At 35.3% G+C, this 14799-nt stretch carries 14 protein-coding genes; 2 read left to right on the forward strand and 12 right to left on the reverse strand.

The window, feature by feature from the left end; genetic code table 11:
- Positions 1 to 198 precede the first annotated feature (198 nt).
- Entirely contained in the window at positions 199 to 1554 is a 1356-nt protein-coding gene (locus DFR78_RS01925; RefSeq protein WP_114457152.1) for a radical SAM protein, read from the forward strand.
- 52 nt (positions 1555 to 1606) lie between these two features.
- On the opposite strand, the gene hisIE is transcribed toward DFR78_RS01925, so the two are convergent.
- The 9 genes from hisIE to hisZ form a co-directional block, all read right to left on the reverse strand.
- Complete coding sequence (gene hisIE / locus DFR78_RS01930) at positions 1607 to 2293, reverse strand: bifunctional phosphoribosyl-AMP cyclohydrolase/phosphoribosyl-ATP diphosphatase HisIE (RefSeq protein WP_114457153.1); 687 nt, start codon at positions 2291 to 2293, stop codon at positions 1607 to 1609.
- An 87-nt stretch (positions 2294 to 2380) separates the two neighbouring features.
- Positions 2381 to 3148 (reverse strand): imidazole glycerol phosphate synthase subunit HisF, encoded by a 768-nt coding sequence (hisF, locus tag DFR78_RS01935; RefSeq protein WP_114457154.1) that lies wholly within the window; start codon positions 3146 to 3148, stop codon positions 2381 to 2383.
- A complete protein-coding gene (hisA, locus tag DFR78_RS01940; RefSeq protein ID WP_114457155.1) occupies positions 3141 to 3869 on the reverse strand; it encodes a 1-(5-phosphoribosyl)-5-[(5-phosphoribosylamino)methylideneamino]imidazole-4-carboxamide isomerase in 729 nt (242 codons plus the stop codon). Before hisA ends, hisF begins: the two co-directional genes overlap by 8 nt.
- Positions 3870 to 4475, reverse strand: a complete 606-nt coding sequence (hisH, locus tag DFR78_RS01945) for an imidazole glycerol phosphate synthase subunit HisH (RefSeq protein WP_114457156.1) — start codon at positions 4473 to 4475, stop codon at positions 3870 to 3872.
- Positions 4475 to 5062 carry an imidazoleglycerol-phosphate dehydratase HisB gene (gene hisB / locus DFR78_RS01950; protein ID WP_114457157.1) on the reverse strand — a complete coding sequence of 196 codons (588 nt, stop codon included), beginning with the start codon at positions 5060 to 5062 and terminating at the stop codon, positions 4475 to 4477. The genes hisH and hisB overlap by 1 nt, the downstream gene beginning before the upstream one ends.
- Entirely contained in the window at positions 5055 to 6194 is a 1140-nt protein-coding gene (gene hisC / locus DFR78_RS01955; protein WP_114457158.1) for a histidinol-phosphate transaminase, read from the reverse strand. The genes hisB and hisC overlap by 8 nt, the downstream gene beginning before the upstream one ends.
- Before the next feature lie 50 nt (positions 6195 to 6244).
- On the reverse strand, positions 6245 to 7546 hold the full coding sequence (hisD, locus tag DFR78_RS01960) for a histidinol dehydrogenase (protein ID WP_114457159.1): 1302 nt from the start codon (positions 7544 to 7546) through the stop codon (positions 6245 to 6247).
- Positions 7539 to 8180, reverse strand: a complete 642-nt coding sequence (hisG, locus tag DFR78_RS01965; RefSeq protein ID WP_114457160.1) for an ATP phosphoribosyltransferase — start codon at positions 8178 to 8180, stop codon at positions 7539 to 7541. Before hisG ends, hisD begins: the two co-directional genes overlap by 8 nt.
- The gene (gene hisZ / locus DFR78_RS01970) at positions 8180 to 9445 is read right to left on the reverse strand and encodes an ATP phosphoribosyltransferase regulatory subunit (RefSeq protein ID WP_114457161.1); all 1266 of its coding nucleotides are present in this window, start codon (positions 9443 to 9445) and stop codon (positions 8180 to 8182) included. The genes hisG and hisZ overlap by 1 nt, the downstream gene beginning before the upstream one ends.
- A gap of 278 nt (positions 9446 to 9723) precedes the next feature.
- On the opposite strand from hisZ, the gene DFR78_RS01975 reads away from it, so the two are divergent.
- Positions 9724 to 10530: a histidinol-phosphatase HisJ family protein gene (locus DFR78_RS01975; protein WP_114457162.1), complete on the forward strand. Its 807-nt coding sequence runs from the start codon at positions 9724 to 9726 to the stop codon at positions 10528 to 10530.
- Positions 10531 to 10589: 59 nt separating this feature from the next.
- Here DFR78_RS01975 and DFR78_RS01980 read toward each other — a convergent pair whose 3' ends face one another.
- From DFR78_RS01980 to DFR78_RS01990, 3 genes are all read right to left on the reverse strand, one after another.
- Entirely contained in the window at positions 10590 to 11246 is a 657-nt protein-coding gene (locus DFR78_RS01980; RefSeq protein WP_114457163.1) for an MgtC/SapB family protein, read from the reverse strand.
- 184 nt (positions 11247 to 11430) lie between these two features.
- On the reverse strand, positions 11431 to 12720 hold the full coding sequence (locus tag DFR78_RS01985; RefSeq protein WP_114457164.1) for an NAD(P)/FAD-dependent oxidoreductase: 1290 nt from the start codon (positions 12718 to 12720) through the stop codon (positions 11431 to 11433).
- A gap of 17 nt (positions 12721 to 12737) precedes the next feature.
- Complete coding sequence (locus DFR78_RS01990) at positions 12738 to 14537, reverse strand: aldehyde ferredoxin oxidoreductase family protein (protein WP_114457165.1); 1800 nt, start codon at positions 14535 to 14537, stop codon at positions 12738 to 12740.
- Positions 14538 to 14799 lie beyond the last annotated feature (262 nt).

Genomic DNA, 14799 nt, shown 5'->3' on the forward strand with positions numbered 1-14799 from the left:
GAAAGAAAACGCGGCGTCTATGCACTGCTTATTATGATATTACTTTTGGATAGGAGATTTCCAGGAGAACGGGAAAAGAATATTTCTTTTCTCTTAAAAATGACAGATCTAATCTAAAGAAAAATTAAAAACTGCGGTTTAACAAGATTAACAAGTAGTAAAGAGAAAATTTAGAATAACACAAAAGGAGGAGTTAATATGAGTATTGATTTTAAACTGGCAAAAAAGTATGCAGCTGATAAGATGATCAAACAGGCTTTAAAATATTTGGAAAAGGATCCTGATGAAAATTTTTTGCAGATTCTAAATATTGGAGAAAAATTAGTTAGAAGGGATAATCACAAAAAAGCTATTAAGATCATCAAAGAGAACTATAAAACAACTCCTTTAATAAAAAAATATCTTAAAAAAATTAATAATATTGCACCCTCTTATAAAAATGGATTTTTAATGAATTTTTTAGTTAATTCAGCTATTTTTGGCATACCATATCAGTATGAACTTTCTGAAGAGCTAGGAGTAGATGTACCCTGGGCAATACTAATTGATCCGACTAGTGCCTGTAATTTGAATTGTGAAGGATGTTGGGCTGGCAAATATAATAAAAGTGATAGTCTTGATTTTGCTACAATTGATAGAATAATTACTGAGGCTAAAGAAATGGGAATTTACTTTATAGTTCTTTCAGGGGGTGAGCCGACAGTTTATCCTCAGCTTTTTGACATTCTTGAAAAACATGATGATGTGGGCTTTATGATGTATACTAATGGTACACTTATTGATGATGAATTTGCTGATAGAATGCTTGAAGTAGGAAATGTTACACCAGCTATTAGTCTGGAAGGATTTAGAGAAGAAACTGACAAACGCCGCGGTGAAGGTACTTATGATAAAATTATGGATGCTATGGATCGTCTGCGTGAGAGGGGAATCATTTTTGGGGCAAGTGTAACTGCAACTAAAAATAATGTGGATGAACTTTTTTCCGATGAATTTATTGATCATTTATCCAAAAAGGGTGCTCTTTACATGTGGTTATTTCATTATATTCCAATAGGTAGAAACCCTAATCTTGATATGATGATTACTCCTGAGCAGAGAGTATATCTGGCTCGAAGAGGAAGTGAACTAAGGAAGAAAAAAGAAATATTTATTATGGATTTTTGGAATGACGGCACATATGTCCAGGGCTGTATTGCTGGGGGAAGAAGGTATTTTCATATTAATGCTAAAGGAGAAGTTGAGCCCTGTGCATTTGTTCATTTTGCAGTAGATAATATAAAAGAAAAATCATTAAAAGAAGCGCTGCAGAACCCTCTTTTTAAATCCTTTCAAAAGAAACAGCCTTTTACCAATAATTTAATGTGTCCCTGTCCGATTATTGATAATCCTAAAGCTTTAAGGGATATAGTAGAAGAGTCAGGTGCTGTGCCTACACATGATGGAGCAGATGAAATCTTAAAAGATGAGACAGCTGATTTTCTTGACGATCTATCAGCTAAATGGCATAAAAGTTCTAAAGATATTAATAAAGAAAGGATGAATAATAAATAGTTGGTACCAGTTGGTACCTCAGTTGGTACCTGGTACCATTAATTCTTTATTTCTACTTATGTCTTTTCTTTAATTCTTTTCTTATCATATCTATAGATATTTGCTTTACAGCCAGCAGAACAAGCATATGATAAATAAGATCGGCTGACTCATATATCAGCTCTTCATCTGGTTCATTTTTTGCTGCAATAATTACTTCAGCCGCTTCTTCTCCCACTTTCTTTAAAATTTTATCTAGCCCTTCTTCAAAAAGATAGGAAGTGTAGGATCCTTCCGGCATTTCCTCTTTACGGTCTAAAATTAGCTGGTAAAGAAAATCGACTATTTTTTCTGTTTCAAATTCTAAATCTGTATTTTGTTCTGCCTGCTTATTTTTCGGTTTTTTTCCGGACTCAGCTTCATTAGAAATTTTACGATAAAAGCAGGAATTTTCCCCTGTATGACAGGCAGGTCCAGCCGCATCAACCATAAATAAAATTGTATCCTGATCACAGTCATAAAAAATTTCCTTTATTTCCTGTGTATTACCAGAAATTTCGCCCTTGTGCCACAGTTCCTGACGGGAGCGGCTGTAAAAAACAGTTTCTCCCATTTTTAAACTCATCTTGAGAGATTCTTCATTAACATAAGCAACCATCAACACTTCCTTTGTCCGATAATCCTGAACAACAGCAGGCATAAGTCCTTTTTCATTATATTTAAAATTAATTTTTTCTATTTTTTTAGATTTTTTCAGCATTTACTAACCCTCCTTCGAGCAGTTTTAAAGAACTGACCGATAGATTATAATTTCCCTTACACCATATATAAATTATGAATTATTATTTTAATCTTCAATTCTAACTGGAATACCGGATTTATCAAGTTCTTTTTTTACATCTTTAATTGCTATTTCTCCAAAATGAAATATAGAAGCTGCCAGAGCTGCATCAACTCCAGTGTTTTCAAAAACTTCTATAAAATGCTGAATACTACCTGCTCCACCAGAAGCAATTACAGGTACATTTACTGCTTCTGTTACTGCTTTGAGCATTTCTATATCAAAACCATCTCTGGTTCCATCTGTATTAATACTTGTGAGCAGAATTTCTCCAGCTCCAAGTTCTTCCAATTCTTTAACCCATTTAAGTAAATCTATTCCTGTTTTTTTACTTCCTCCACGAATAAAAATTTCCCATCCTTTTCCTGACTTCTTTTTGGCTGCATCAACCGCCCCCACAATACACTGAGAGCCAAAAATTTGGGCTCCTTTACTAACTAAATTAGGACTTTTTACTGCAGCTGAATTTAATGATACTTTGTCAGCACCGGCTCTTAAAATAAGCTGCATATCTTCTACATTTTTTATCCCTCCACCAACCGTAAGAGGTATAAATACTTCTGCTGCAACTTTTTCTACAAGTTCTGTCAGTGTTTTTCTTTTTTCTTTGGTAGCTGTAATATCAAGAAAAACAAGTTCATCTGCACCAAGCTGATTATATTTTCTGGCTGATTCAACAGGATCACCAGCATCTATCAAATCCACAAAGTTGACCCCTTTAACAACCCTGCCATCTTTTATATCCAGACACGGAATTATTCTTTTTTTAAGCATTAATATCACCTATTTCTGCAAAAATTTTTTTTAGATCAATTTTCCCCTGGTAAACCGCCTGTCCTGTAATAGCTCCATAAAATCCATATTCAGCAAGTTTAATTAAATCACGTTCAGAGCTTATACCACCAGATGCAATAATATTCAGCTCTGTCCTGGACTTAATTTTTTTAAGTCCTTCAAAATCAGGGCCAGCCAGCATTCCATCTCTGGAAATATCAGTATATAGTATGTATTTAACACCCAAAGATTCCATCTGTACAGCAAAATCCAGCATATCTATCTTACTATCTTCCAGCCAACCAGAACTGGCAACTTTCCCACCACGAGCATCAATACTTACCAGTATATTTTCTCCTCCAAATAAAGCAATTATCTCCTGCAGCAGTTCCAAATTTTTAACTGCCAGTGTACCAATGATCACTCTATCCACACCCAGTTCAAGCAGCCTTTTTACATCTTCCTTTGATCTGACCCCACCACCAGCCTGAATCTTAAGCTCGGTTTTTTCCGAAATATCTCGAATAACATTTAAATTTTTGCTCTCTCCTGCACAGGCACCATCAAGATCAACAATATGAATCCATTCTGTACCTCGGCAAGCAAACATTTTTGCAGTTTTTACAGGACTGCTGCTGTAGACAGTTTTTCTATCAAAATTTCCCTGTTTCAATCTAACTACCTCTCCATTCTGCAAATCAACTGCTGGCAGAATTATCATCTATAACATCTCCCCAAAATTTTTAAGCATCTGTATCCCATTATCTCCACTTTTTTCCGGATGAAACTGAAGTCCAATTATATTTTTTTTTCGCACAACAGCCGGAATCTCCACACCATACTCAACCACTGCTTCAGTATCATCAGTAAGTTCTGACAGCTGATATGAATGAACAAAATAAAAATGAGGATTTTCCGGAAGATCGGCAAATAAAGGATCATCCTTTAATATTTTAAGCTGATTCCACCCCATATGTGGAATTTTATAATCACTGCTAATTCTTACCACTTCACCGCTGAGCAGACCAAGTCCTGGTGTTTTTTTATCTTCATATCCCCATTCAAAAAGCAGCTGCATACCAAGACAGATTCCCAAAAATGGTTTTCCGCTATCCACAAATTCTCTAATAAATGGTAGGAAATTATTGTTTTTTAGCCTTCCCATTGCCCCTGGAAATGCACCAACACCAGGAAGCACTAGTCCATTATATTTATCTACATCTTCTTTTTCTGCACTATTTATTATAACAGTTTTTTGACCGATATATTCAAGTGCTTTTTGTATACTATTTAAATTACCGGCACCATAATCAATAATTGCAATCATTAAAGCACACCCTTTGTAGACGGAATTTGATCTGACTCTATTTTTACCGCCATCTTCAGAGCTCTGGCCAGTGACTTAAAGACTGCCTCAATCTGATGATGGCAGTTTTCTCCATGCATTAGTTCCACATGAACAGTAATTCCAGCATTATAAGAAAACGCTCTTAAAAATTCCACAACCAATTCTGAAGGGAAATCTCCAACCATTTCTCTGCTGAAAGAAAGATCTGTATAAAGAAAAGAACGACCGCTAATATCTACAGTGGTTCTCACAAGTGATTCATCCAGTGGAACCAATACACTGCTGAAGCGGCTAATTCCTTTTTTATCAGCAAGTGCATCAGCAAAAGCCTGGCCCAGAGCAATCCCCGTATCTTCAACCATATGGTGTGCATCAATTTCTAGATCTCCATCTGCCAAAATACTCAGATCAAAACTCCCATGTCTTGCTAACTGATCCAGCATATGATCAAAAAATGCAACACCGGTATCTATACTGCACTTCCCACTTCCATCAAGATTTATACTTATCTTTATATTTGTTTCAGATGTCTTACGCCTTATAACTGCTTTTCTATTTTCAGACATCTTTTTCACCTCTCAATCGACATTTTTTGGTTCTTTTTAGTTCTTTAAATAATTTTAGAACAACATCATTTTCTTTACTGCTGCCGGCAGTTATTCTGATTGCCGCCGGTTCTGTATTATATGATCTTATTTTTACCCCATTCTGATTTAAAATATTTTTAAAATCTTTAGTTTTTTCTCCTTCAATATAAACAAAATTAGCTTCTGTATTATAGACTTTCCACCCGTCAAACTGTGAAAGCTTTTTAAATAGTCTGTCCCTTTCTGCTACTATATATTTAATACGTTCTTTGATTATATCATTATTTTTGAGAATAATACGTCCCAGTACATCTGTCATTATATTGAGATTATAGGGTTTTAGAACTTTTTCCACCTCTTGTGTAATAATTCGATCTGCAAACATATAGCCAAGCCTTACTCCTGCCATCCCATATGCTTTAGAAAAAGTCCTGCATACAGCAATATTAGAAAATTTTTTAACCTCAAGCATAAAATTATTTCTACTGAATTCTGCATAGGCCTCATCAATTATTACCGGACCTTTATAATATTCTGCAGTTTTCAGCACGATCTCCCTGTCTAAAATCTCACCGGTTGGATTGTTTGGAGAACAGAAAAAAATCAGCTTGGGATTGTATTTATCGATTTCTGTTTTAATATTTTTAAAAGTAAATTTTTTTTCTATAAGAGGTAGATCAACATATTTACCACCATTTACTTCAGTAAAATATCTGTACATAGAAAATGTTGGAGCCGGTGAGAGAACATAATCACCTTTATCAACAAAAGTTCTTACAATTAGCTCAAGCAGATCATCTGATCCATTTCCTGCTATTATCTCTTCAGATTTTACATTGATACCAGTATTATGCTGTAAAAAAATTGATATTTTTTCGCGCAGGCTGTCAGAATAAAGTTCAGGGTACCTATTTATATTAAGCTTATCAAATTTTTCTTTGAATTTATCTTTAATCTGTTGAGGCAGGTCAAAAGGTGACTCATTACCTGATAAATCAATTTTTACCTTAAAACTATCTTTTTCTCCCATATATGGAGAAATAGCTTTCACTTCAGGTCTAAGAAAATTTTTAAAAATTTTTTCTTTTTTATTATAATTATTACTGCTCATTATTTCCTCCTTCTAATTTTACTGTTTTCGAATTTAATTTATAAATATACTTAACTGTCTTTTCTAATACGAATTGAATTAGCATGTGCATCAAGTCCTTCACCCTCTGCCAGACATATAATATCAGCAGATGCTTTTTCCAGAGCTTCTCTGCTGTAGTAAGCAAACCCCGAATATTTAACAAAATCTCTAACAGATAAAGGTGAAAAAAATCTGGCTGTTGAATTTGTCGGCAGAACATGATTGGGACCGGCATAATAGTCACCAACAGGTTCTGGAGTATATTCACCTAAAAAAATCGATCCAGCATTTTCCACCAACGTCAGAATTTCAAAAGGATTCTTTACTGCCAGTTCTAAGTGTTCAGGAGCAATCAGATTTATTATCTCAACTGCTTCTTTCTGATCTTCAACTTCTATTATCAGCCCATAATTTTCCAGAGATTCTTTAATAATTTCCTTTTTTCTCATATTTTTAATCTGCTTTTCTAATTCTTCTTCTACTTCTGCAGTCAGTGATTGAGAATCCGTAACCAGAATTGCAGCTGCCAGCGGATCATGTTCAGCCTGACTCATCAGATCTGCTGCAATATAGGCAGGATTAGACTCTTTTTCTGCCATAATCAAAATTTCACTGGGACCGGCTATCATATCAATTTTCACCTGACCAAAGACCAATTCTTTAGCCATTGAAACATAGATATTACCCGGTCCAACAATTATATCAACTCCAGGCACAGTATCAGTCCCATATGCTGCCGCTGCAACCGCCTGAGCACCACCAGCTTTAAAAATCCTATCAACTCCTGCAATTTCTGCTGCTGCTAGAATTACTGGATTCACCTGTCCGTTTTCATCAGGTGGAGTAAGCATAATAATTTCTTCAACACCAGCTACTTTTGCCGGTATAACTGTCATTAAAACAGAAGAAGGGTAGGCTGCTCTACCTCCCGGCACATAGACACCTGCCCTTTTTAGGGGGCGGCAGATCTGACCTGTAATAATTCCTGTCTTTTTTTGCTTTTGCCAGGATCTATCTTTTTGTTCAGCATGAAAGTCTTCTATATTTGCTGCAGCATTTTTAAGTGCTTTTTTAAAATCAGCATCCACTTCTTTAAAAGCCTCTTCTATTTCTTCTCTATCTATTTCCATATCTTCTGCTGTAAATTTTACTTTATCAAAGCGAGCTGTATATTCTAAAACTGCTTTATCTCCTTTATCTTTAACATCCTTAATAATTTCTCCCACTATTTCTCTATATTGAGACAGATTATCATCAGCACGGTTTTCCAGCAGCTCTTTTATTTTCTCAACATTTTTGCGTCCTTCTTTTATTTTTTTTATTTTAAGCATTTCCATCATCTCCATTAACAACTTTATCTAAAGCTTCAATAATAGCTGTAATTTCATTTTGTCTGGTCTTCATACTCACCTTATTTACCACCAGTCGGGCAGATAGATCCCTGATACTTTCATAAATTACCAGACCATTTTCTTTTAAAGTTCTACCAGTCTCTACAATATCCAGAATTGTATCAGCAAGACCTGTCAGAGGTGCAAGTTCAATTGAACCATTCAGCTTAATTATCTCAACCGGTTCACCTCGGCTGCGAAAAAAGCGCCGGGTAAAATCTGGATATTTAGTTGCTACTTTACGCTCAAGCAGAGTATCTTTGCGGTCAGGCAGACCAGCCAGAGCAAATTCACAGACACCATATTCTAAATCAAGCACTTCATAAAGATCACGATTTTCTTCCAGAAGAGTATCTTTACCAACAATACCCAGATCAGCAGTACCATATTCAACATAAATTGGTACATCTGCAGGTTTAACAAGTATAATTTCTAATTTTTCACTTTCTATTTCAAAAATTAACTTGCGTGATTTAAGCATATTATCAGGCATGTTATATCCTGCCTGGCGAAAAAGTTTGACTGCTTCTTTAGCCAGCCTTCCTTTGGCCATGGCAATACAGAGATTTCCCATCATTCCCACTCCTCAATTTTATTTAAAATTAGATATTCAAGTGCTTCTTTTCTATTTCTTTTGAGTACAGCTATTTCTCCACCAGTCTGCTTAAGCTCCAGACATTTTTCTTTTATATAAATTTCAAAGTCTATTTGCTGAAAGTCAATATACTCTTTATCTGCACCATTGTAGACTTCTGCAGCAAATCCTGCTTCTCTCAAATCTTCAGCCAGCAAATAAGCAAATTTAAAATCTTCTTTTTTTTCATAGGACAGCAAAAATCTCTGTACAGGATCTTCATTAAAATTTCCTGTTCTATTCAAAAAATCAAGCAAATTCTCAATCTCAAGTGCAAAACCAACGGCGGCTTCTTCAACTCCAAATTTTTCGGTTAAATTATCATAACGGCCTCCACTTGCAAGAAGATTGCTGTATCCTCTGGCATAACCTTTAAATATTAATCCGGTATAATAACCGTGACGTGATATAAGCATCGGATCAAAAGTAATATACTTTAAACTATCAAATTCTGTCAGCTTATTAAATAACTTTTCTAGAGTTTTCAAAACCTGACCTGTCTCAGCTGACAGAGGCATTTTATTTAATTCTTTAATAACCTGCTGAGGATTACCAAATAATGAAGGCAGCCTCAGTAAAATTTCTGCTGTATTATCTGCCAGATCTATTTTTTTAATATAGTTTTTTATTCCAATTTTATTTTTAGCCGCCAGAAGTTTCCTGAGCTCTTTCTTGGCTTCCTCATTAATTTTTAGATCAGAGAAAATTTCATTGATTAAATCGGCATGACCAATATCAACCAGAGGTTCCTCCACACCGACTTTTTCCATTGTTTTGATCAAGAGCAAAATCATTTCTAAATCAGATTCTAAATTATCTGAACCGATAAGCTCAACACCAGCCTGAGTTTTTTCTTTTAAACTTAAACTCTGTGAATTTTTTGACTGAAAAGCTGAACTTAAATAAGAAAATTTTAGGGGGCGAGGACTGTTCTGAAAACGGCTTGCTGCCAGTCTCGCAATAGGCATTGTTAGATCAGGTCTTAAAACAAGTATCTGACCTCTATCATCAACAACCTTAAACATCTCATCTTTATCCACCAGACCTTCTATCCCAGCATAAAGTTCCAGAGATTCCAAAGTTGGAGTTATTACCTCTCTGTAGCCGCTGGATTCAAAAACTTCTCTTATTATTTGATATATAGTTCTTCTTTTTCTTAATTCTGCCGGCAAAATATCTCTTACTCCTTCTACAAATGTACTCATCTATATTATCCCCCTTGTTTTATCTCTTTATCATAGTAAAGTATTAAAGTATTGTATTTATTATAGTTATTATTCTGCCTGCTGTCAAGTTATTTGAGCAATTATTTTATTTTTTATTTATTTTTTCATCTGCAGCCGGAAAAACATATACCCTCAGTTCAAAAAACTAATTTATAAAATTAATTTCATTTATTTATAGATTATGCTATTATATTTATAAATAGTAATAGTCAGATATTTATAATCAAAAATATCTACACTAAATAAGGAGGAAATTTATGCTTGCTGACTACCATCTGCATTCTCAATTTTCTGCAGACTCAAAACTTGATTTAGATACTATCTGCAGGACTGCTGTTAGTAAAGAAATAAGGGAAATAGCTGTTACAGATCATCTCGATATAGATTACATGGATGATACAATTGAATTTATTTTGGATAAAGAAAGCTATCTGAATGAACTGGAAAAATACCAGCACAAATTTGCTGGAAATTTAAAAATTAAAAAAGGAATAGAAATGGGATTACAGCTCCACATTTTTGAGGAGTGTGATAATTATCTTGCTGATGATTTTGATTTTATTATTGGTTCATTCCATACAGTAGAAAAAGCTGACCTTTATAGAGGCGATTTCTTCAGAGGCTATGAGCAGTGGGAAGCTTATATACAATATCTAAAGACAGTTCTAGATGTTGTAAAAAATTATAATAATTTTAATGTTATCGGACATTTTGATTTAGTAAGAAGATATGGAAATTTTAACAGCAGTCCAGATTTGATGGAAAATAAAACTGCAGCTGAATTGATTGAAGAAATTTTAAAAATACTTATTAAAAATGGTAAAGGGCTTGAGGTTAACACTTCAGGCTATCATCTTGAAGATGGACAAAATCCTATGCCTAGCTGGAGTATTTTAGAACTATATTATGAACTGGGAGGCAAAATACTAACTCTTGGTTCTGACAGCCATTATGCTGAACAGATTGGATATAAATTTGAAGAAACAGCTGAAAAATTAAAAGAAATTGGTTTTGAAACACTGACTACTTTTACGGAAGGCAAGCCTGATTTTTATAAAATATGAAAAAGACTCTGCCTCAAACTTACAGAGGAAGAGTCTTTTTAATCCTTTTTACTATATGCTCATTTTCCAATATTAATCTCCATTATATCATCCAGCTGCATCAGCTGATCAGCAGTATTAATAATGTTTTTATTATCTTTATATTTTAAATTTAACTTTACTATAAGCTGCTGTGAATCAAAATTTCTTTCTACATCAATATCTTTGATAATAACACTGTTTTCCTGAATAATTTTATTTATGTTACAGAGAAGATTATCGCTATTTTTGGCTTTGCATTTAATTAGCTTATCCTTTTTACCGTCTTTGCTGAATTCAAATCTATTTAATAAATATAAGGTTATTATTACAAGTAAAGTTGTCATTAAGGCCAAAAAATAATAATTTCCGCCAATTGCAAGACCAATTGCCGCTGTAGCCCACAAACTTGCTGCTGTAGTTAAACCTTTAACAGAAAACCCCTCTTTTATAATCGTTCCAGCACCTAAAAAACCAACTCCACTAACTACCTGAGCAGCTATTCTTCCTGCATCATTTTCCACATGTATTCTATGCATACTTAAAGAAATCATCATAATAATTGTAGCACCTACACCAACCAAAATATGTGTTCTCAATCCGGCAGGTCGATCATGTCTTTCTCTTTCAGATCCAATTACTCCACTCAACATTAAGGCCATTATCAAATTAATTACTATATTTTTTTCTGAAACCATTTTTTCACCTCTCTTCTCACTTCTCACTATTCACTTCTCACTATATTATTTATTTCTTCTCTAAAAATAATTTGTTTCCTGCATTCTTTTTCAACTGCAGATAAAATCCATATTTATGTAAAAAGCAAAAAAGAAACCCCCACCAGGGAGCTTCTCTGTGCTCTACATTTATTTTTAATCTATTTTACACAATTGTCAGTTCAAAATTTGCTGTTTTTAATAAAACTTTTTCCTTCATAAGTTCAGCATAGTTTATACCATGTTTTAATATGTGTTTTGCTCTATTTTCTATTTCTATCTGCTTTTTAATCAGCAGATAAAGAACACCTATATCATCTGTCTGACCAATAGTAATTGCTCCTATCAGCCTGTGACCCGAAAATACTAATTTGCGGTAAATACCCTTTCCAGGTTCATTTCTGACATAAACATTATATTTTTCTTTTTCTTCATCATTCAGCTGGACTTTTCCAACAGCATAAAATAAAAGATCAATTATCTTAAGAGCATTCAAATTAAGTCCACCTTCATAGCTGCTTTCAATATTCAGCATATTTTTGGCTGCTGTTTTACCCTGCCAAATCGCATCGGGCCAGATTGCATAAGCAGAATTTCCGTCTTCCAGAAAATCAGGAGCAGAAACAACATCACCGGCAGCAAAAATGTTTTCAGTGCCTGTCTGCATCTTTTGATCAACAATAATTTCCCCATATTTGTTGAGTTCAACTTCGCCATTTACAAAATCAGTATTGGGTCTTACCCCTTTACCCACCAGAACCAGTTCTCCTGTTAGAGTTTTGCCGCTCTGGAGTTTTATCTGCTTTACATGTTCATTTCCGATTATTTCTGCTGGAGACTCACCTGTCATTATGTTAATTCCTTTACTTTTAAGATATTTCTCCACCAGAAAAGCGGCCTCTGGATCAAGCATCTGTGATAGGACCTGAGGGGAACGAATAATTATTGTTACCTTTTTATTGAGATTATAAAATGCTTCTGTAGCCTTCATACCAACCAGACCACCACCAAGGATAAAGCAGTGTTCTACCCTAACATCATTCAGATAACTCTTTATTTTAATTACATCACCATAATCACGGAGGTTAAAAACACCCTTAAGTTCTTTTCCATTATAATCAGGCATTTTAGGACTGCTTCCAGTTGCTATCAACAGCTTATCATAACTTATTTTTTCTCCAGAAGAAAGAATTAATTCCTTTTTATCAGAATTAATTTCTTCTGCTCTACAGCGGTCCAGCACCTCTACTCCCATCTCATCAAAATAGTCAGGAGAGCGGAGGAAAATATTTTCCTCCGCAATTTGATCACCAATAAGATAGCTGGTTAAAATTCTTGAATGGGGGCGGGCACTATCTGCTGTAACAATTGTAATATTAGAATGTGTATCATATTTGCGGATAGTTTCCAGTGCACTTAGTCCGGCGGCACTGCTGCCTATAATTACATATTTCATAATTTACCCCCATTTTGCTATAATTTCAGTTCATCTTTTTTCTCTTCTGATGGTATACCCTTTTCATTCCAGCCGCGCAGCTGATAATACTCTGTCAGCATCTCATCAAGTTTAACCACATTGCCTGCTCTTGGACCTGATTTAATAGGAACATTCAGCAGACGTGGATTTAGAGTATCATCTTCTTTAGTAATACCTGCTTTATAATTGAAGAGGCGCTCCAGATTCCAGATTCTTTCTCCAGCTTTCATGAGTTCCTCTTCTGTATAATCAAAACCTGTAGCATAATTCAGCAGTCTGTATACTTCATCTCCACCAATGGCAAATGTATTAAATAGACATAAGCCGGCAGAATCTACTGCTGCAGTTAGATCCTGAAATGTTTTTGTCCAGAAAGCTTTATCCTCAGTTGTCTCAGGATCCAGCTTCTGTGGAAGGCCGAGAACTTCAGGAGAAGTCATATACCCTCTGACATGACAGCCACCTCTATTGGAAGTAGCATATTCAAGCCCCATTCCCTGGCTTCCTCTTGGATCATAGGCAGGGTACTCCTGTTTTTTACTGGTCATAGAATATTCTGGAACTCCATATTCTTCAGCCAGGCGATATGAACCTCTGGCTAATTTTTCGCCAAATCCTTTCTTTTCAGCAGTCAGTTTTGTTGCTTCAATAATTACATCCTCATTTCCAAATTCTAAATCAAGGCCGGTTTCTTCTCTGCTGAGAATCCCATCTTCCTGCATGTCCATAGCACAGGCAATAGTTGTTCCCATTGTAATTGTATCAATACCTAAATCATTACATAAATAACTGGCCTTTGTTATAGCTTCCAGATTATCTATACCACAGTCAGGTCCAAATGCCCATAGAGTTTCGTATTCAGGACCTTCTCCTTTACCTTTATACTTTCCAGATGGTACTTCTGTTACTCGACCACATGCGATTGCACACCCAAAACAGGCTTTATTTTTAATCAAGAGATTTTCAGCAAGGGTTTCTCCACTGACTTTATCTGCATTTTCGAACATACTTTCCCGGAAATTTCTTGTCGGTAAATTCCCGTTCTCATTGATTACATTTACAAGACTGGCAGTTCCTAAAGCAGCAAGTCCTTCACCTGTTAAACCCTGTTCATTTATTTTTTTCTTGACCTCAAAAGCTGTTTCCATAAACTTTTCTTTATTATCTACCTGTATGCCTTTTTTACCTCTCACAACAACAGCTTTAAGATTTTTCGAACCCATAACAGCACCAACACCGGTCCGGCCGGCCGCCCTGTCGCGGTCATTCATTATATTAGAAAATAACACCTGATTTTCTCCAGCCGGGCCAATATTCAGAACACGGGCTTCTTTATGTGTTTCCTCTCTTAACTTAGTATCTGTTTCATATGTGTTTTTACCCCAGAGGTGTGATGCATCACGTATTTCCACTTCTCCATTATCAATCCAAACATAGACAGGTTTATCAGCTTTACCTTCAAATACAAGCATATCATAACCTGCATATTTTAGCTCTGCGCCCCAGTAACCGCCAGTATTTGATCCAGTAATCCCACCTGTTAGAGGTCCTTTTGTTACGACATCCAATCTTCCTCCAGCATTAGCCATTGTTCCTGTTAGTGGACCGGTTGCTAAAAAGAGTTTATTTTCCGGACTAAGCGGGTCTATATCAGCAGCTACTTCATCATAAAAGTATTTTACCGCAAGACCTCTTGCTCCTATATAATTCTTTGCTAATTTTGGATTTAATTTTTCTTCTTTTACATTTCCATGAGTAAGGTCAATTCGCAAAAATTTTCCTGTATAGCCTTTCATTTATAGCTGCCCCCCTTTTAAAACTTTTCTGATTTCTTCAGCAGCACTCCTGCTTCTTGCTGTGTCAAATTCATCTGTTTCTTCATAGCTCAGTGCACCAGCAGAACAGATGTCAACACAGGCAGGTTCACCCTTACATAATTGACCCTCCTCGGGGCAAGCCCACGAGGATTCCTGCTTCTTAGAAGTGGTAACCCACCATCTCCACAGGCTTAAAATCCTGTTAGCCCAACAGTATATCCTCTAACTTGCCTTTTGTATT

The organism is Halanaerobium sp. MA284_MarDTE_T2 (assembly GCF_003337245.1).
GTDB lineage: Bacteria > Bacillota > Halanaerobiia > Halanaerobiales > Halanaerobiaceae > QPJE01.